This window comes from Streptomyces sp. NPDC036815 (genome assembly GCF_055609205.1).
In genome coordinates, this window is sequence record NZ_JBVJPW010000001.1 from 442,527 (window position 1) to 460,121 (window position 17,595).

Below are 17,595 nucleotides of genomic sequence, written 5' to 3' on the forward strand. Positions count from 1 at the left end.
GAAAAGGCCTACGGCACTGACAGTGCCGCGTCGTACTCTTGGCAGTGCAAGGCTGTCGAGCGGCCACCAAGCCCCGCACGAGGAGGATGAGCAGGCCTTCAGAGCCGGCCCATGACTCAGACACCCACGACTCACACCGACGCGCAGAACCAGGCCCGAGCCCACTTCACCGTCCCCGCTAGCCATCCGATGGTGACGGTGCTCGGCTCCGGCGACGCCCTGCTGCGGGTGATCGAGAAGGCCTTCCCGGCGGCCGACATCCATGTCCGGGGCAATGAGATCAGCGCGGTGGGCCACGCCCACGAAGTCGCCCTGATCCAGCGCTTGTTCGACGAGATGATGCTGGTGCTCCGCACCGGACAGCCGATGACGGAGGACGCAGTGGAACGCTCGATCGCCATGCTCAGGGCGGACGAGAACGGCAACGGCGCGGAGGAGACCCCCGCCGAGGTCCTCACGCAGAACATCCTCTCGTCCCGCGGCCGGACCATCCGCCCCAAGACCCTGAACCAGAAGCGGTACGTCGACGCGATCGACAAGCACACCATCGTCTTCGGCATCGGCCCCGCAGGTACGGGCAAGACGTACCTCGCCATGGCCAAGGCCGTGCAGGCGCTGCAGTCCAAGCAGGTCAACCGCATCATCCTGACGCGGCCCGCCGTCGAGGCCGGCGAGCGGCTCGGCTTCCTGCCCGGGACGCTCTACGAGAAGATCGACCCGTACCTGCGCCCGCTCTACGACGCCCTGCACGACATGCTGGACCCCGACTCCATCCCGCGTCTCATGGCGGCGGGGACGATCGAGGTCGCCCCGCTGGCGTACATGCGCGGCAGGACGCTGAACGACGCGTTCATTATCCTCGACGAGGCCCAGAACACCAGCGCTGAGCAGATGAAGATGTTCCTCACCCGCCTCGGCTTCGAGTCGAAGATCGTCATCACCGGTGACATCACCCAGGTCGACCTGCCGGGCGGCACGAAGAGCGGCCTGCGCGAGGTGCAGCGGATCCTGGACGGCGTGGAGGACATCCACTTCTCCCGGCTCACGTCGCACGATGTGGTCCGGCACAAGCTGGTCGGCCGTATCGTCGACGCGTACGAGCAGCACGACAGCCGCGACGGGAAGTAGACCAGCACCACCATGTCGATCGACGTCAACAACGAATCCGGAACCGCGGTCGACGAGCAGGCGATCCTCGACATCGCCCGCTACGCCCTCGCGCGGATGCGCATCCACCCGCTCTCCGAACTCTCGGTGATCGTCGTGGACGCCGACGCCATGGAGCAGTTGCACATCCAGTGGATGGACCTGCCGGGGCCGACGGACGTCATGTCCTTCCCGATGGACGAGCTGCGGCCGCCCATGAAGGACGACGAGCCCCCGCAGGGCCTCCTCGGCGACATCGTGCTCTGCCCCGAGGTCGCCACCCAGCAGGGCAAGGACGCCCCGACGCAGCACTCCATGGACGAGGAGCTCCAGCTCCTCACCGTCCACGGCGTGCTGCACCTGCTCGGGTACGACCACGAGGAGCCCGACGAGAAGGCCGAGATGTTCGGCCTGCAGGCCGCGATCGTCGACGGCTGGCGCGCGGAGCAGGGCCTGACCGGGCCGTCCCCGGCGCCCACGGTCTCGTAGCGCCATGAGCCCTCAGATGATCGCCGGTGCCGTGGCCCTCGTGGTCGTGGCCTGGCTCGCCGCGTGCGCCGAGGCGGGCATCGCCCGCGTCTCCAGCTTCCGCGCGGAGGAGGCGGCCCGCTCCGGGCGCCGCGGCAGCGCGAAGCTCGCGCAGGTCGCCGCGGACCCGACCCGCTATCTCAATGTGGCGCTGCTCGTGCGGGTGGCGTGCGAGATGGCCGCGGCGGCCCTGGTGACGTACGCGTGCCTGCGGGAGTTCGACAAGACCTGGCAGGCGCTCGCCGTCGCCATCGGCGTGATGGTCCTCGTCAGCTACGTCGCCGTGGGGGTCTCGCCGCGCACGATCGGCCGGCAGCACCCGCTGAACACGGCCACCGCCGCGGCGTACGTCCTGCTGCCGCTGGCCCGCGTCATGGGCCCGATCCCGCCCCTGCTGATCCTCATCGGCAACGCGCTCACGCCCGGCAAGGGATTCCGGCGCGGCCCGTTCGCCTCCGAGGCCGAGCTGCGCGCGATGGTGGACCTCGCCGAGAAGGAGTCCCTCATCGAGGACGAGGAGCGGCGCATGGTCCACTCCGTCTTCGAGCTCGGGGACACGCTCGTACGCGAAGTCATGGTGCCCCGCACCGACTTGATCGCCATCGAGCGCTTCAAGACCATCCGCCAGGCGCTCACCCTCGCGCTGCGCTCCGGCTTCTCGCGGATCCCCGTGACGGGGGAGAGCGAGGACGACGTCGTGGGCATGGTGTACCTGAAGGACCTGGCCCGTAAGACGCACATCAACCGCGACAGCGAGTCCGAGCTGGTGTCGACGGCGATGCGCCCGGCGACGTTCGTGCCCGACACCAAGAACGCGGGGGACCTGCTGCGCGAGATGCAGCAGGAGCGCAACCACGTGGCCGTCGTGATCGACGAGTACGGCGGGACGGCGGGCATCGTCACCATCGAGGACATCCTGGAGGAGATCGTCGGTGAGATCACCGACGAGTACGACCGCGAGCTGCCCCCCGTCGAGGAGCTCGCCGACGGCTGCTACCGCGTGACGGCGCGGCTCGACATCGGCGACCTGGGCGAGCTCTTCGGGTTCGACGAGTTCGACGACGAGGACGTCGAGACCGTGGGCGGTCTGCTCGCCAAGCAGCTGGGACGCGTCCCGATCGCGGGCGCCTCGGCGGTCGTGCCGCTGCCGGACACGCGGGAGCTGAAGCTCACCGCCGAGTCCGCGGCCGGCCGCCGCAACCGCATCATGACCGTGCTCGTGGAGCCGGTGGCGGCCGACGGCGACGAGGAGAAGGCCGGGGAGTCCGCGTGACGCCCGAACGGCTGCGCGCCTTCTGCCTGTCCTTCAACGGCGCGGTGGAGGACTTTCCGTTCACCCCGGAGACCTCGGTCTTCAAGGTGGGCGGGAAGATGTTCGCGCTCACGGCCCTCGACGGACGTCCCCTCACCGTCAACCTCAAGTGTGAGCCGGACATCGCCGTGCGGCTGCGGGCCGCGCACCCGGAGATCGTGCCGGGCTGGCACATGAACAAGCGCCACTGGAACACGGTCACGGTCGACGCCGGACTCGCCGACCGGCAGGTCAGGGAGCTCATCGAGGACTCGTACGACCTGGTGGTCGCGGGGCTGCCACGGGCGGAGCGGCTGCGTCTCGACCGCCCCTGAGGGCGTGCGCGGACCGGGGCGCACCGTGGAGTGTCCCAACAGCCCCTCGCCATCGGGGTGGTGGGGCGGCAGAATGGGGAGACAGGCGGATCCTGAACGCTCCCACTCCGGGCTGCCGGCCAAGGAAACTCGGAGTGGAAACGTCGTGCGATGGCGTCCGCCGCAGCTGGTCCCGGCCGTGCGGCCGGGGCCAGTTCCGTTTACACGTGGGGCAGGACCCACTTGTCGATGATCTCCTGGACCAGTGCCAGAAGGCTCACCCACGGGGCCGACAGAACGGCCCGGTCGGTCCACGTGCGGGTGGTGCGGCGCCCGTCAGGCTTCTCGGCCATCGGGCTGTACTCCTTCCTGGTTCCACGCGAGTCGTGGGTACCGCGGCGAGCCACGAACGGGTGGCGCCAGGAAGGGGGAACTGACGGTGGACGGCACTCGATGGAATTGGTCCGTGCCGTACCGGTTCCGATCTCAACCTCCTTGCGGCGGTGGACAGTTGAGCAGGCTACCCTCTGCGATATCGTACCCTGGAGGATGCGACATGGGTAGTACTGACGGGCACGTTGCTCATCGTGGGCTCGCCAAGTGCGATATAGCTATCCGGCAACTGTCGACCTCGGGCCGTCGCTCCGGTTGCGTACCCATGGGGTCCGGGGTCTCCTGACAGTGGCGTGAACTGTCGTCCCGAAAGGTCTCGATGAGTAAGCTGCTAGTCTGCTATGTTGCACCTCGCACCGTCCGGTCGGAGGTGAAGCCATCATGAGCGCGCCAAGTGCGGCACTTCAGCGGCTGCGGCTGCGCACAGAGCTCCGCAAGGCGCGGACCGCCGCGCGCCTCACCCAGCGGCAGGTCGCCGCGAAGATGGAGTGGAGCCCCTCCAAGCTGATCCGCATCGAGGCGGGTGAGGTCGGCGTCTCGGTCAACGACCTGCGGCCACTCCTGGATGCGTACGGGATCCGGGACCGCCGCAAGATCGAGGAACTCCTCGACCTCGCGCGCGGCAGCCGGAAGATGCCGTACGCCGAGTACCGCGACCTGTACAGCAAGGAGTTCCTGCAGTTCCTCGCCCTGGAGTCGTCGGCGTCGATCGTCCGGGCGTACAACTCCCTGCAGGTTCCGGGGCCGTTGCAGACCGAGGAGTACGGACGCGCCATCATGCGGGCGTACGACAAGGGGATCGCCGACGACGTGATCGAACGCGCCGTCGAGGTGCGCCTCTCCCGCCAGGACATGCTGGCGTCGGGTGACCGCGAGGTGTTCTACATCCTCGACGAGGCGGTCCTGCGCCGCCAGGTCGGCGGGCGCGGCGTCATGCGCGCCCAGTTGGAGCGGCTCGCGGAGCTGGCGGCCCTGCCGAAGTTCACCATCCAGATCCTGCCGTTCAGCGTCGGCGGGCACCCCGGTGTCCAGGGCCCCTTCACGCTCTTCGAGTTCGAGGCGGACGAGATGCCGGACTCGCTCTATCTGGAGAACCCGCGCGGCGATTCGTACAGCACCAGCGCGCCCGAGGAGAGCGGGCGTTACCTGGAGAGGTTCTGGGAGCTGGAGGACCTCGCCATCAAGGAACGAAACGTGGACATCCTCAAGGCCCTGGCGGCCAGGGCCGAGGAGGGCGCCGACGATCTGGAGAGGCTCCTGACGACCGTCGAAGCAGCCTGATGCTCCATCAACCACGGCTGCACCACGGGACCTTGGCGCGAAACGAGTCGTTCAGATATCTATGACGCGCCGTTATCCTGGAAGAGGTGCTACGTCCCTCTGCACCAGCCGTGCTGGGCCGGCTGGCCTTCCGCACCCGGGGTGGAGGAGAAGCGTGGTCAGCACATGGGGATGGTGCAAGAGCAGTGCGAGCGGGGCTTCTGACAACGACTGCGTGGAGATCGCCTGGACCGGTAGGACGGTCCTGATCCGCGACTCCGCGCGCCCCCGGGGCGCCGTCGTCGCGGTGGGCCCGGACACCTGGGTCGCTTTCCTCGCCTCGGTCGCCCGCCCCGCGGCGCGCGGCGTGCCGTCGGCCCGCCCCTGACGGGGCCGGGCCGACGGCACGCCGGGACGCGACGGGCTCACCCGCGCTTGCGCCCGCCGAGCCCCACCGCCACCGCGGCGGCCGTCGCGAGGACCACCGCGGCGTCGATCGCGAGGACCGTCCGCGTGCCCGTCAGCAGGTCCGGGCCCGTCGTCGCGAGGACACCGAGCACCGGGATGCCGATGGTGAGGCCCACCTGCTGGGTGGAGGTGACCAGGCCCGTCGCCAGGCCCTGCTCCGCGTCGGGCACGCCCGAGGTGACCGTCACGCCGTACGAGACGATCGCGCCCAGGTGGAACATGCTCGCCACCGACACCGCGGCCGTGGCGAGCCACACCGACCAGCCGCCCTCGCCGATGCCCAGCAGCGCCGCACCCAGCAGGCCCTGGCCGACCAGCGAACCGACCAGCGTGCGGCGTGCGCCGAAGCGGCCGATGACCCGCGGCGCGTACACGCCGGCGACCACCGACAGGACGCCCTGCACGCCGAAGACCAGGCCGGTCTCGAAGGCGGAGAGGCGCAGGACCTCCTGGAAGTAGAGGGTCAGCACGAAGACGACCGTCGACATCATCGAGAACGTGACCAGGCCGCCGAGGTTGCCCCACGCCACCGTGCGGCGGCGCAGCATGGGCAGGGAGACGAGCGGCGAGGCGGCGCGGGACTCCACGTATCCGAAGGCCGCGAGCAGGAGGACGCCCGCCACCAGCGTGCCGATGACGTCCGCGCCGCCGAAGCCGCGCTGGGCCGCGGTCGAGAGGGCGTAGATCAGGGAGAGCAGACCGCCGGTGACCGTCACGGCGCCGGGGATGTCCAGGCGCGGGCGGTCCGGGGTGCGCGACTCGGGGAGCAGGCCGGGCGCGAGCGGCAGCACGATCAGCGCGAACAGGGTCAGCAGGCCCATCGTGGAGCGCCAGCCGAGGGTGTCGGTCAGGACGCCGCCGAGGACCATGCCGACGGTGAAGCCGAGCGAGAGGAGGGTGCCGGAGATGCCGAGCGCGCGGTCGCGCTGCGGGCCCTCGGGGAACGTGGTCGTCAGGAGCGACATGCCGGTCGGCACGATCGCCGCGGCGCCCGCGCCCTGCAGTGCTCGACCGGTCAGGAACGACGCCGGGTTCCACGCGAACGTGGCGAGCAGCGAGGCCAGGCCGAAGAGGGCGAGGCCCGCGAGGAACAGCTTGCGGCGCCCGAAGAGGTCGCCGGTCCTGCCGAAGAGGAGCAGGAAGCCGCCCGACGGCAGGGCGAAGGCGGTCACGGCCCACTGCAGTGCGGAGTGGCTCATGCCGAGGTCGGGGCCGAGCACGGGCAGCGCCACGTTCAGTACGGAGAAGTCCAGCGCGACCATGAACTGCGCGGCGCAGAGCACGAACAGGACGAGCTTGTCGCGGGTGGAGAGCTTGGGGTTCTGCGGTAGCGGCGCCGGTGGGGCGGCCTGGACGGACGGGGCAGTGGTGGTGTCGATCGCCATGGTCAAGAGCGTGCGCCGGCCGGAATAGACGTGGGGAGCGGGAACTTATGCTGGTGGTCGGAACACCAGTCAGGGCTTGGGGGAGCGCCACATGGCGGCAGCAGCGTCGGGCACGGCATCAGTCGCGGCATCGCACACGGAGCCGGACGCCGGCGCCTCGAAGGCGCGGCGGCTCGGGGAGCTCCGGGAGTTCCTGATGAGCCGCCGCGCGCGGGTCAGCCCCGCGGAGGCCGGGCTCCCCGACGGCGGGGCCCGGCGCCGCACGCCGGGACTGCGCCGCGAGGAGGTCGCCGTGCTCGCCGGGGTCGGGGCCTCCTGGTACCAGTGGCTGGAGCAGGGGCGCGACATCTCCGTGTCGCCGCAGGTCCTCGACTCGGTGGCGCGGGTGCTGAAGCTGAGCAGCGCGGAGCGGCGCCATCTGTACGTCCTGGCCGGGCTCAACCCGCCCGCGCCCGAGGTCGCGCAGACCGACTGGGGCATGTGCGAGGGGCTGAACCGGCTCATCGACACGTGGATGCCGTATCCGGCGCACATCATGGACGCGTACTGGAACTGCGTCATGTACAACGACGCGGCCGCCTCCGTGCTCGGCATGCGCTCGGAGACCTCCGAGAACTGCCTGCTCACCTTCTTCACCGACGCCATCTACCGGGCCAGGGCGAGGAGTTGGGGGCAGAACGCCCCGCAGGTCGTGGCGATGTACCGGGCCGCGTGCTCGGAGCACCCCGAGGACGACGGCTTCGCCGCGGTGATCGCCGAGGCGAAGGCGGCGAGTCCGGAGTTCGTGGAGCTGTGGGAGCGGCGGGACATCCTGCCGGGCGGGCAGGTCGCCAAGGAGATCGAGCACCCGGTGGTGGGCGTGCTGTTCCTGGAGTCGACGCAGCTGAAGGTGCCGGCCAGGCCCGACCTCACGATCGTGCTGCACACGCCGCTGCCGGATGCCGAGGTGGACACGGCGGGCAAGCTGGCGTGGCTCGCCTCGCCCGAGGGGCGCCGGGGATCGATCCATCCGGTGGCGATGTAGCGGGGCGTGCTCCGTATGCTCGGTCCATGACTGAGAGCGCCGCGCTGGACCCCGAGGACCGCAAGATCGTCACCCTGGCCCGTTCCGCACGGGCCCGCAACGGTGTGCCCGAGGGGGCGGCCGTGCGGGACGAGACGGGCCGTACGTACGTGGCGGGCACCGTCGCCCTCGACTCGCTGCGGCTCTCCGCGCTGCGGACGGCGGTGGCGATGGCCGTGGCGTCCGGGGCGGAGTCGCTGGAGGCGGCGGCGGTCGTCTCCGACGGGGTGCGGGTCGGCGAGGAGGATCTGGCCGCGGTGCGGGATCTCGGCGGAGCCGGGACGCCGGTGTTCCTGGCGGGGGTGGACGGGGAGGTCCGCGAGCGGGTGGTGGCGGGCTGAGGTCTGGCCTGCGGCGGCTTCTTCCCCGATCCCGCCCCTTCCCGAATCCCCGGCTCCGCCGGCCGTGACTCGGTTCCCGGGGCTCCGCCCCGGACCCCGCTCCTCAAACGCCGGAGGGGCTGGAATCAAGCCTGTCCCCGGACTCCGCTCCTCAATCGCCGGAGGGGCTGGGACTGTATCGCCGGAGGGGCTGGAATCAAGCCCGTCCGGCGATTGAGGACGAACGCGGCGGAGCCGGTGATGGGCCGAGCCCCGTGGCACCGCTCACCAGGACCGGAGGTCACACCGCGTCAGGGCCCCGTTCCCCCGTCCGGACACGGACCACCGTTTCCACCGGGACCGCCCAGACCTTGCCGTCGCCGATCTTGCCCGTGTGGGCGGCGCGCACGATCGCGTCGATGGCCGGGTCCGCGTCCCGGTCGTCGACGACCACTTCCACGCGGACCTTGGGGACCAGGTCGACCTGGTACTCCGCGCCCCGGTAGACCTCCGTGTGGCCGCGCTGGCGGCCGTATCCGCTGGCCTCGGTGACCGTCAGGCCGTGTACGCCGAGTTCCTGGAGCGCCGACTTCACCTCGTCCAGGCGGAACGGCTTGATGACCGCGGTGATCAGCTTCATGCGGGGTGGCTCCCCTTCTTGACCGGGTTCTTGACGGGGTTCTTGACGGCGTTCTTGACCGAGGCGGAGCCGACGGGACTCGCCAGGACGCCGTGATCGTAGGCGCTCTCCGCGTGCTGTGTCTGGTCCAGGCCCGTCACCTCGTCCTCGGCGGACGCCCGGAAGCCCATCAGCTTGTCGACGCCCTTGCCGATCCCGTAGGTGACGCAGAACGTGTACGCCGCCACCGCCACGACGGCCACCGCCTGCCTGCCCAGCTGCGCCACCCCGCCCCCGTGGAACAGGCCCTGCGCGCCGTCCGTCATCGTGGCCGTCGCGAACAGGCCGATGAGGAGCGTGCCGATCACGCCGCCCACCAGGTGCACGCCGACGACGTCGAGCGAGTCGTCGTAGCCGAGGCGGAACTTCCACGCGACCGCGTACGAGCAGACGACGCCCGCCGCGAGACCGATCACCGCCGCGCCCGCGATGTCGACCACGCCGCACGACGGGGTGATCGCGACCAGGCCCGCGACCGCGCCGGACGCCGCGCCGAAGGTGGTGGGGTGACCGTCGCGCCGCTGCTCCACGAGGAGCCAGCCGAGCAGACCCGTGCAGCCCGCGACCAGGGTGTTGAGGAGGGACGCCGCGGCGAGGCCGTTCGCGCCGAGGGCCGAGCCGCCGTTGAAGCCGAGCCAGCCGAACCAGAGCAGGCCCGCGCCCATCAGGACCATGGGCAGGTTGTGCGGACGCATCGCCTCCTTCCTGAACCCGATGCGCGGGCCGAGCACCAGGCACAGGGCCAGGCCCGACGCGCCCGACGCGATCTCCACGACCAGGCCGCCCGCGAAGTCGAGGGCGCCGAGCGAGTCCGCGATCCAGCCGTCGGGACCCCACACCCAGTGCGCCACGGGAACGTATACGGCGAGGGTCCAGACCGGCACGAAGACCAGCCAGGCCGCGAACTTGGTGCGGTCCGCGATCGCGCCGCTGATCAGCGCCGCCGTGATCACCGCGAAGGTGAGCTGGAAGGTGGTGAAGAGGAGGGTGGGGACCGTGCCGGTGAGGGTGTCCGGGCCGATGCCCGCCAGGCCGAGGTGGTCGACGCCGCCGATCAGGCCCGCGAAGACGTCGTCCCCGAAGGCGAGCGAATAGCCCGCGACCAGCCACACCACGGTGACCAGGGCGATCGCCACGAAGGACATGAGCAGCATGTTCAGGACGCTCTTCGTGCGGACCATGCCGCCGTAGAACAGGGCGAGGCCCGGCGTCATCAGGAGGACGAGCGCGGTGGCCGCGAGCAGCCAGGCGGTGTCGCCCGTGTCGAGGTGGGGGGCGGCGTAGGTCGTCATGGGGGCAGAGCGTCCCGGGCGCGCGTTTCGTATCGGGCACCCACGGGTTTCGGCCGTGTTTCGTGTCGCCCGGCGGTCCTCCGGGGGGCCCACCCGGCGGGCCCGCGCGACGGGCGGTGCGGCGGGGCTTCCGGGATCAGGGACAATGGGCGCCATGAGCGTTCGTACCCCGTCATCAGCCGAGCCGTCCGAGGCCGCCCACCGGGCCGGCTTCGCCTGCTTCGTCGGCCGCCCCAACGCGGGCAAGTCCACCCTCACGAACGCTCTGGTCGGCAAGAAGGTCGCGATCACCGCGAACCAGCCGCAGACCACGCGGCACACCGTGCGCGGCATCGTGCACCGGCCGGACGCCCAGATGATCCTGGTCGACACCCCCGGCCTGCACAAGCCGCGCACGCTCCTGGGCGAGCGGCTCAACGACGTCGTGCGCACGACGTGGGCCGAGGTCGACGTCATCGGCTTCTGCCTGCCCGCGAACGAGAAGCTCGGCCCCGGCGACCGGTTCATCGCCAAGGAGCTCGCCTCCATCAAGAAGACCCCGAAGATCGCGATCGTCACCAAGACGGACCTCGTCGACAGCAAGACCCTCGCCGAGCAGCTCATCGCCATCGACCAGCTCGGCGCGGAGCTCGGCTTCGAGTGGGCCGAGATCGTGCCCGTGTCGGCCGTCGGCGACCAGCAGGTCGGCCTGCTCGCCGACCTCATCGTGCCGCTGCTGCCCGAGGGCCCCGCGCTCTACCCCGAGGGCGACCTCACCGACGAGCCCGAGCAGGTCATGGTCGCCGAGCTGATCCGCGAGGCCGCGCTCGAAGGTGTGCGCGACGAGCTGCCGCACTCCATCGCCGTCGTGGTGGAGGAGATGCTGCCGCGCGAGGACCGGCCCGCGGACAAGCCGCTGCTCGACATCCACGCGTTCGTCTACATCGAGCGGCCCAGCCAGAAGGGGATCATCATCGGCCCCAAGGGCAAGCGGCTGAAGGACGTCGGCATCAAGTCCCGCAAGCAGATCGAGGCGCTGCTGGGGACGCCGGTCTTCCTGGACCTCCACGTGAAGGTCGCGAAGGACTGGCAGCGGGACCCTCGCCAGCTGCGCAAGCTCGGGTTCTGAGGCGGGGCACGAGGCTCGGTCGGTCACCGGCTTCGCCGAGTTCGTCCTCAATCGCCGGACGGGCTGTCACCTCACCCCCTTGATGCGGCGTACGAGCACCGCCCCGATCAGTCCCACCACCGCCGCCGTCAGGTACAGCGTCCGGTAGCCGCCCAGGTACGTCACGATCGGGGCCGCCATCGCCGGGGCCGCCACCTGGGGGAGCGAGTTGGCGATGTTGATGACGCCGAGGTCCTTGCCGCGGTCCATGGCCGTGGGCAGGACGTCCGTCATCAGGGCGAAGTCGACCGAGGTGAAGACGCCGAAGCCGATGCCGAGGAGCGCCGCCGCGACGATCGCTCCGGGCCACGTCTGCCAGACGGCGAGCAGGCCCGTCGCCACCGCCATCAGCGCCCCCGCCCAGATCACGAAGGGCTTGCGGCGGCCGACCCGGTCCGACCAGGCGCCGCCCACCACGACCGTGGCGAGCATCGTCGCGCCGTTCACCGCCGTCAGGATCAGCACGCCCTCGTCCGGGTCGGCGCGGTGCAGGCGGTCGCGGAGGAAGTACAGCAGGTAGAGCAGGACCACCGAGTTGCTGACGTTGATCAGGAAGCGGGTCAGCCAGGCCCAGCCCAGGTCCGGGTGGCGGCGCGGGCTCGGCCAGAAGCCGGCGAGGAACTCCCGCGGGTTCCACGGCGGCCGTTCGGCGGCCGTCAGGCGCAGGTCGCGATGGCGTACGACGTAGGGGACGACGCCCACCGCGGTGCAGAGGGCGCAGGCCGCGTACCCCGCGACCGTGCCGCCCGCCACCGTCGCGAGCCCCGTCCCGACGACCACGCCGAGCAGCTGCGCCGCGCCGAGCCAGCCGCCCACCGAGCCGCGCTGGAGCCGCGGCACCCGGTCCGGCACGGCGGCCGTGACGGCGGCGAAGGCGGCGTTCAGGGTGAGCTGGACCAGGCACCAGCCCGCCGCCATCCACCACACCGAGCCCGCCGCGGAGAGCAGCAGCAGCGAGGCGGCGCCGCCCGCCGTCCCCGCCACGATCCACGGGGTGCGCCGCCCCCACCGGGACGTGGTGCGGTCGGAGAGGGCGCCGAAGAGCGGGTTGGCGGCGAGGGAGACGACGGCGCCCGCGCCCGTCACCCAGGCGAGCACCGTCTCCTTCGAGGTGCCCGCGGGCGCCAGGTCCTCCGCCTGCACGGCGAGCAGGATCTGCAGCGGCCCGTACCAGCCCACCCAGATCGCGCCGTTGGCGAGCGAGAGACCGGCGGTCCAGCCGCGGCCGACCCGGTCGGCCGGTTCCCGCAGCGCGGTGGCGGTCATGGTCGCTGCGCCCGCAGGGCCTCGCGCAGCCAGTGGTACGAGGCCTTCGGGGTGCGCTCCTGGGTGGTGTGGTCGACGTGGACGAGGCCGAACCGCTGGCGGTAGCCCTCGGCCCACTCGAAGTTGTCGATCAGGGACCAGACGAAGTAGCCGCGCACGTCGACCCCGGCCCGCAGGGCGCGGTGGAGCGCGCGCAGATGGCCGTCCAGATAGGTGATCCGCTCCTGGTCGTCCAGGCCCTCGTAGGAGCAGCCGTTCTCGGTGATCACGAGGGGCGGCAGGCGGTCGCCGTAGCGGGTGTGGAAGGCGGTGAGCAGTTCGGTGAGGGATTCGGGGACGACCGGCCAGCCGAAGTCGGTGACCGGGTACCCCTCGATCTCCCGCGGCGAGAAGGGGAGTTCGGGCGGGAGCGTGACGCCGGAGAACTCGGCGGCGGTGCCCTCGGGGGGCGGGGCGCCCACCTTGGTCGGCTGGTAGAAGTTGATCCCGTACCAGTCGAGCGGTTCCGCGATGACCGCCAGATCGGCCGCCAGGTCGCCCGAGGGCATCAGTTCGCCGATGCCGTCCGGATAGCGGCCGAGGAGGAGCGGGTCGGCGAAGAGGCGGTTGAGGAGCAGGTCGTAGAAGTCCGCGGCGGCCGTGTCCTCCCGGGCGGCGGAGGCGGGCCAGGTCGGGCCGTGCGAGTTGGCGATGCCGATGTCGCGGGCGCCGGCCGCGCGCAGCGCCCGTACGGCCAGGCCGTGGGCGAGGAGCTGGTGGTGGGCGACGGGCAGGGCGTCGAAGAGGAGCCGCTCGCCGGGGGCGTGCTGGCCGAGGGCGTGGCCGAGCAGCGTGTGTTCCGCGGGTTCGTTGAGGGTGATCCACTTCGTGACGCGGTCGCCGATGCGGGCGGCCACCGACGCCGCGTACTCGGCGAACCGCTCGGCGGTGCACCGCTCCAGCCAGCCGCCTGCCTCCTGCAGGGCCAGCGGGGTGTCCCAGTGGAAGAGGGTGGGGACGGGGCGCACGCCCGCGGTGCACAGCTCGTCGACGAGGCGGTCGTAGAAGTCGAGGCCCGCGGGGTTCAGCGGGCCCGTGCCGGCGGGCTGGACGCGGGGCCAGGAGACCGAGAAGCGGTAGGCGTCCACGCCGAGCTCACGGACGAGGGCCACGTCCTCGCGGTAGCGGTGGTAGTGGTCGCAGGCGACGGCGGCCGTCGAGCCGTCCTTCACGTTCCCCGGCACGGCCGTGAACGCGTCCCAGACCGAGGCGCCGCGCTCGTCGGCGGCGCCCTCGATCTGGTGGGCCGATGTGGAGACGCCCCACAGGAAGCCGTGGGGGAACTGGGGGAACGGTGATCTCGCCGGTGTCGCCGCGCTCGCTGCCATGGGCGGGATCCTCCGTACCGCCGAGTACGGAAGTCAATGGGCCTGCGAGAGAAAGGTGAACAAGGCTCAGGTTTGCGGGTGCGCCCGGGCGGGGCCGCCGTGCCGCTACGCGCCCTCCTTCAGCACCCGTGAGATCAGTTTCCGCTGCGCCTCGGTCAGCCGCGGGTCCGAGCAGTACACGGTCCGCCCGTCCACCGTCAGCTGGTAGCTGAAGCCGTCGGGCACCCCTATGGGCGGGGCGTCCCGTCCCTCGGCCAGGGCCTGTTCGGCCAGGGCCTGCCATTGCGGGGCATCGGCCAGCTGCGAGGTGTCCACCTCGGCATGCCGGTCGATGCCCGCGAATCCTCCGGTCCGCTTCACCTGGATACGCATGGGTCCTGTCTACTGCACCGGATGGGCGGCCGGTAGCGCGGTGTCAGCCGTCGGTGGCCGGCACCTTCACCGTGGACCACGCGTCGATGACGGCCTTCAGCTCGTCGCCGTCGCCGTACTTGGCGCGCGCGGCGGCCACCGTCAGCTTCGCGAAGTCGCTGAAGGAGGCGTCCTGCGCCAGCTCTCCGCCGGTCAGGACGGCGTACCAGATCTCACCGGCCCGCTCCCACGAGTGCCCGCCCAGCGCGTCGGCGACCAGGTAGAACGCGCGGTTGGGGATGCCGGAGTTGATGTGCACGCCGCCGTTGTCGCGGCCCGTCCTGACGAAGTGGTCCATGTCGGCGGGCTGCGGGTCCTTGCCGAGCACGTCGTCGTCGTAGGCGGTGCCGGGCTCCTTCATGGAGCGCAGCGCCTTGCCGGTGACGCGCGGGGCGAGCAGGCCCGCGCCGATCAGCCAGTCGGCGTCGGCGGAGGTCTGGCCGAGCGAGTACTGCTTGATCATTGAGCCGAAGACGTCGGAGAGGGACTCGTTCAGGGCGCCCGGCTGGCCGAAGTACGTGAGGTTCGCCGTGTACTGCGTGACGCCGTGGGTGAGCTCGTGGCCGATGACGTCCACGGGGATGGTGAAGTCGAGGAAGATCTCGCCGTCACCGTCGCCGAACACCATCTGCTCGCCGTTCCAGAAGGCGTTGTTGTAGTCCTCGGAGTAGTGCACGGTCGCGGTCAGCGGCAGGCCGCTGCCGTCGATGGAGTTGCGCTCGTACGCCTTGCGGTAGAGCTCGAAGGTCGCGCCGAGGCCCGCGTACGCGCGGTTGACGGTGGCGTCCTTGCCGGGCTTGTCGCCCTCGCCGCGGACCTTGCGGCCCGGGAGCTCCGTGCGGTGCTTGGCGTCGTGGATCGTGCGGTGCGGCTTGCCCTCCGCGGCCTCCTTGGGCGCGGCGACGGACGGGGCGCCGATGACGGTGGTCAGGCGGCGCTGGGTGCGCTCGAACGCGTCGCGCTGCAGCGTGCGGCGGGCGGGCGCGGCGAGCGAGGGGTCCTGGCTCTGGGCCAGCGTGTCCAGGACGTGGGGCGGCACGATGGTGCAGAAGACAGGCTCGAAGCCTGCTGGGTTCGCGGTCATGGCGTGCAATGTGGCACTGGGTCATGCCGCTGTCACTACCTGCAACCAGGATTAGTGAAATAGAGGTATTGATCACGCCATACCCGTTACCTGACGGTGATCCCGCATACTGATACGGGCCCGCGCGTCACGGGCGTCTCGGCTAGGCTGCGGCACATCATGCGATGCGGGCTGCTCCTTCTTAGCTGCCGCGGCGAGGGCCTGTAGACGAGGCCGACCCCCTCCCCGCGGAGTTCGGTGTTGCGCTCAGACCGTCGGCCGTCCCTCTGCCGGAGCACCAGTTCCGGCGAGGATCCAGCGGACACCCTCCCGAGGAGCCCACGCACCATGCCGAACTTCCAGCGCCCCACCTCCATGCCGATCCACAAGTACGGGCAGTACGAGCAGGTCGCGATCCCCGACCGCACCTGGCCGGACAACCGGATCACGGTCGCCCCCCGCTGGCTCTCCACCGATCTGCGGGACGGCAACCAGGCCCTGATCGACCCGATGTCCCCGGCCCGCAAGCGCGCGATGTTCGACCTGCTCGTACGCATGGGCTACAAGGAGATCGAGGTCGGCTTCCCCTCATCGGGCCAGACCGACTTCGACTTCGTGCGCTCGATCATCGAGGACGAGGACGCCATCCCCGAGGACGTGACGATCTCCGTCCTGACCCAGGCGCGCGAGGAGCTCATCGAGCGCACCGTGGAGTCCCTGAAGGGCGCCCGCCGGGCCACCGTGCACCTGTACAACGCGACCGCCCCCGTCTGGCGCGACGTTGTCTTCCGCGGCTCGCGCGACGCCGTGAAGCAGATCGCCGTCGACGGCACGCGCCTGGTCGTGGAGTACGCGGAGAAGCTGCTCGACGACCGGACGACCTTCGGCTACCAGTACAGCCCGGAGATCTTCACCGACACCGAGCTGGACTTCGCGCTGGAGGTCTGCGAGGGCGTCATGGACGTCTGGCAGCCCGACGCCGAGCGCGAGATCATCCTCAACCTGCCCGCCACGGTGGAGCGTTCGACGCCCTCGACCCACGCGGACCGCTTCGAGTGGATGTCCCGCAACCTGTCCCGGCGCGAGTTCGTCTGCCTCTCCATCCACCCGCACAACGACCGCGGCACCGCCGTCGCCGCCGCCGAGCTGGCCGTCATGGCCGGTGGCGACCGCGTCGAGGGCTGCCTGTTCGGGCAGGGCGAGCGCACCGGCAACGTCGACCTGGTCACCCTCGGCATGAACCTGTTCAGCCAGGGCGTCGACCCGCAGATCGACTTCTCGGACATCGACGAGGTCCGCCGCGTGTACGAGTACTGCACGCAGATGGAGGTCCACCCCCGTCACCCGTACGCGGGCGACCTGGTCTACACCGCCTTCTCCGGCTCCCACCAGGACGCCATCAAGAAGGGCTTCGACGCGCTGGAGTCCCGGGCGGCCGCCGCGGGCAAGACCGTCGACGACGTCGAGTGGGCCGTGCCGTACCTGCCCATCGACCCCAAGGACGTCGGCCGCTCCTACGAGGCCGTCATCCGCGTCAACTCGCAGTCCGGCAAGGGCGGCATCGCCTACGTCCTGCAGAACGACCACAAGCTGGACCTGCCGCGCCGCATGCAGATCGAGTTCTCGAAGATCATCCAGCAGAAGACCGACGCCGAGGGCGGCGAGGTCACGCCCGGCGCCATCTGGAGCGTCTTCCAGGACGAGTACCTGCCCAACCCCGAGAACCCCTGGGGTCGGATTCAGGTCAAGAACGGCCAGACGACGACCGACACCGACGGCGTCGACACCCTCACCGTCGAGGCCACCCTGGACGGCGAGGACACCGTCCTGACCGGTACGGGCAACGGCCCGATCTCCGCGTTCTTCGACGCGCTGCAGGGCATCGGCATCGACGTACGGCTGCTCGACTACCAGGAGCACACGATGAGCGAGGGCGCGTCCGCGCAGGCCGCCTCGTACATCGAGTGCGCGATCGGCGACAAGGTGCTGTGGGGCATCGGCATCGACGCGAACACCACACGCGCCTCGCTGAAGGCCGCCGTCTCCGCGGTCAACCGCGCGGCGCGCTAGTCCACCGAACGGTCGCGACCGGCCCCGTCCGCCGTTGTGGCGGGCGGGGCCGCGTCGTCTCCCGGCCAGTTCGGGCTCGCTCTCCTGTGCGAGGTGCTGACGCCGCATCACCGATGTGGCTAACATCACGCC

18 protein-coding genes are annotated in these 17,595 nt (G+C 70.8%); 10 read left to right on the forward strand and 8 right to left on the reverse strand.

The features are described from left to right. The first annotated feature begins 111 nt into the window (after window positions 1-111). From ACZ69I_RS01935 to ACZ69I_RS01950, 4 genes are read left to right on the forward strand one after another with little or no spacing between them, the layout of a single operon-like run. Window positions 112-1,128 carry a PhoH family protein gene (locus ACZ69I_RS01935; protein WP_470830064.1) on the forward strand — a complete coding sequence of 339 codons (1,017 nt, stop codon included), beginning with the start codon at window positions 112-114 and terminating at the stop codon, window positions 1,126-1,128. Between the two features lie 12 nt (window positions 1,129-1,140). Next, complete coding sequence (gene ybeY, locus ACZ69I_RS01940) at window positions 1,141-1,635, forward strand: rRNA maturation RNase YbeY (protein ID WP_467669051.1); 495 nt, start codon at window positions 1,141-1,143, stop codon at window positions 1,633-1,635. A gap of 4 nt (window positions 1,636-1,639) precedes the next feature. Next, entirely contained in the window at window positions 1,640-2,947 is a 1,308-nt protein-coding gene (locus ACZ69I_RS01945) for a hemolysin family protein (protein ID WP_470830065.1), read from the forward strand. After that, window positions 2,944-3,300, forward strand: coding sequence for an MmcQ/YjbR family DNA-binding protein (locus tag ACZ69I_RS01950; RefSeq protein WP_467669047.1), 357 nt, complete (start codon window positions 2,944-2,946; stop codon window positions 3,298-3,300). The genes ACZ69I_RS01945 and ACZ69I_RS01950 overlap by 4 nt, the downstream gene beginning before the upstream one ends. Before the next feature lie 200 nt (window positions 3,301-3,500). Here ACZ69I_RS01950 and ACZ69I_RS01955 read toward each other — a convergent pair whose 3' ends face one another. Then, entirely contained in the window at window positions 3,501-3,632 is a 132-nt protein-coding gene (locus tag ACZ69I_RS01955) for a hypothetical protein (protein ID WP_467669045.1), read from the reverse strand. A gap of 421 nt (window positions 3,633-4,053) precedes the next feature. Between ACZ69I_RS01955 and ACZ69I_RS01960 the strand changes: the two genes are divergently transcribed. Further along, window positions 4,054-4,953 (forward strand): helix-turn-helix domain-containing protein, encoded by a 900-nt coding sequence (locus ACZ69I_RS01960; protein ID WP_467669043.1) that lies wholly within the window; start codon window positions 4,054-4,056, stop codon window positions 4,951-4,953. A gap of 154 nt (window positions 4,954-5,107) precedes the next feature. Then, the gene (locus ACZ69I_RS01965) at window positions 5,108-5,320 is read left to right on the forward strand and encodes a DUF397 domain-containing protein (RefSeq protein WP_470830067.1); all 213 of its coding nucleotides are present in this window, start codon (window positions 5,108-5,110) and stop codon (window positions 5,318-5,320) included. Window positions 5,321-5,357: 37 nt separating this feature from the next. Here the strand turns inward: ACZ69I_RS01965 and ACZ69I_RS01970 are convergent, their stop codons facing one another. Next, window positions 5,358-6,785, reverse strand: coding sequence for an MFS transporter (locus ACZ69I_RS01970; protein WP_470830068.1), 1,428 nt, complete (start codon window positions 6,783-6,785; stop codon window positions 5,358-5,360). A gap of 196 nt (window positions 6,786-6,981) precedes the next feature. Here ACZ69I_RS01970 and ACZ69I_RS01975 point away from each other — a divergent pair, with 196 nt between their 5' ends. Continuing rightward, the gene (locus tag ACZ69I_RS01975; protein WP_467670789.1) at window positions 6,982-7,809 is read left to right on the forward strand and encodes a helix-turn-helix transcriptional regulator; all 828 of its coding nucleotides are present in this window, start codon (window positions 6,982-6,984) and stop codon (window positions 7,807-7,809) included. A gap of 26 nt (window positions 7,810-7,835) precedes the next feature. After that, complete coding sequence (locus tag ACZ69I_RS01980) at window positions 7,836-8,189, forward strand: cytidine deaminase (protein ID WP_467669039.1); 354 nt, start codon at window positions 7,836-7,838, stop codon at window positions 8,187-8,189. 280 nt (window positions 8,190-8,469) lie between these two features. Here the strand turns inward: ACZ69I_RS01980 and ACZ69I_RS01985 are convergent, their stop codons facing one another. Both ACZ69I_RS01985 and ACZ69I_RS01990 read right to left on the reverse strand, forming a co-directional pair. Further along, a complete protein-coding gene (locus tag ACZ69I_RS01985) occupies window positions 8,470-8,808 on the reverse strand; it encodes a P-II family nitrogen regulator (protein ID WP_470830070.1) in 339 nt (112 codons plus the stop codon). Continuing rightward, entirely contained in the window at window positions 8,805-10,139 is a 1,335-nt protein-coding gene (locus ACZ69I_RS01990; RefSeq protein ID WP_470830072.1) for an ammonium transporter, read from the reverse strand. Before ACZ69I_RS01990 ends, ACZ69I_RS01985 begins: the two co-directional genes overlap by 4 nt. 145 nt (window positions 10,140-10,284) lie before the next feature. On the opposite strand from ACZ69I_RS01990, the gene era reads away from it, so the two are divergent. After that, window positions 10,285-11,247 (forward strand): GTPase Era, encoded by a 963-nt coding sequence (era, locus tag ACZ69I_RS01995; RefSeq protein WP_467669033.1) that lies wholly within the window; start codon window positions 10,285-10,287, stop codon window positions 11,245-11,247. A gap of 66 nt (window positions 11,248-11,313) precedes the next feature. On the opposite strand, the gene ACZ69I_RS02000 is transcribed toward era, so the two are convergent. The 4 genes from ACZ69I_RS02000 to ACZ69I_RS02015 all read right to left on the reverse strand — a co-directional run bounded on the left by ACZ69I_RS02000 (window position 11,314) and on the right by ACZ69I_RS02015 (window position 15,414). After that, window positions 11,314-12,552, reverse strand: a complete 1,239-nt coding sequence (locus ACZ69I_RS02000) for an MFS transporter (protein ID WP_470830073.1) — start codon at window positions 12,550-12,552, stop codon at window positions 11,314-11,316. Further along, complete coding sequence (locus ACZ69I_RS02005; RefSeq protein ID WP_470830075.1) at window positions 12,549-13,919, reverse strand: GH1 family beta-glucosidase; 1,371 nt, start codon at window positions 13,917-13,919, stop codon at window positions 12,549-12,551. The genes ACZ69I_RS02000 and ACZ69I_RS02005 overlap by 4 nt, the downstream gene beginning before the upstream one ends. A 105-nt stretch (window positions 13,920-14,024) precedes the next feature. Continuing rightward, window positions 14,025-14,291: a protealysin inhibitor emfourin gene (locus ACZ69I_RS02010; protein WP_470830076.1), complete on the reverse strand. Its 267-nt coding sequence runs from the start codon at window positions 14,289-14,291 to the stop codon at window positions 14,025-14,027. A 43-nt stretch (window positions 14,292-14,334) separates the two neighbouring features. Next, window positions 14,335-15,414 carry a M4 family metallopeptidase gene (locus tag ACZ69I_RS02015; protein WP_467669025.1) on the reverse strand — a complete coding sequence of 360 codons (1,080 nt, stop codon included), beginning with the start codon at window positions 15,412-15,414 and terminating at the stop codon, window positions 14,335-14,337. Between the two features lie 327 nt (window positions 15,415-15,741). Here ACZ69I_RS02015 and leuA point away from each other — a divergent pair, with 327 nt between their 5' ends. Beyond that, the gene (leuA, locus tag ACZ69I_RS02020; RefSeq protein ID WP_470830077.1) at window positions 15,742-17,463 is read left to right on the forward strand and encodes a 2-isopropylmalate synthase; all 1,722 of its coding nucleotides are present in this window, start codon (window positions 15,742-15,744) and stop codon (window positions 17,461-17,463) included. The last annotated feature ends 132 nt before the right edge of the window (window positions 17,464-17,595 follow it).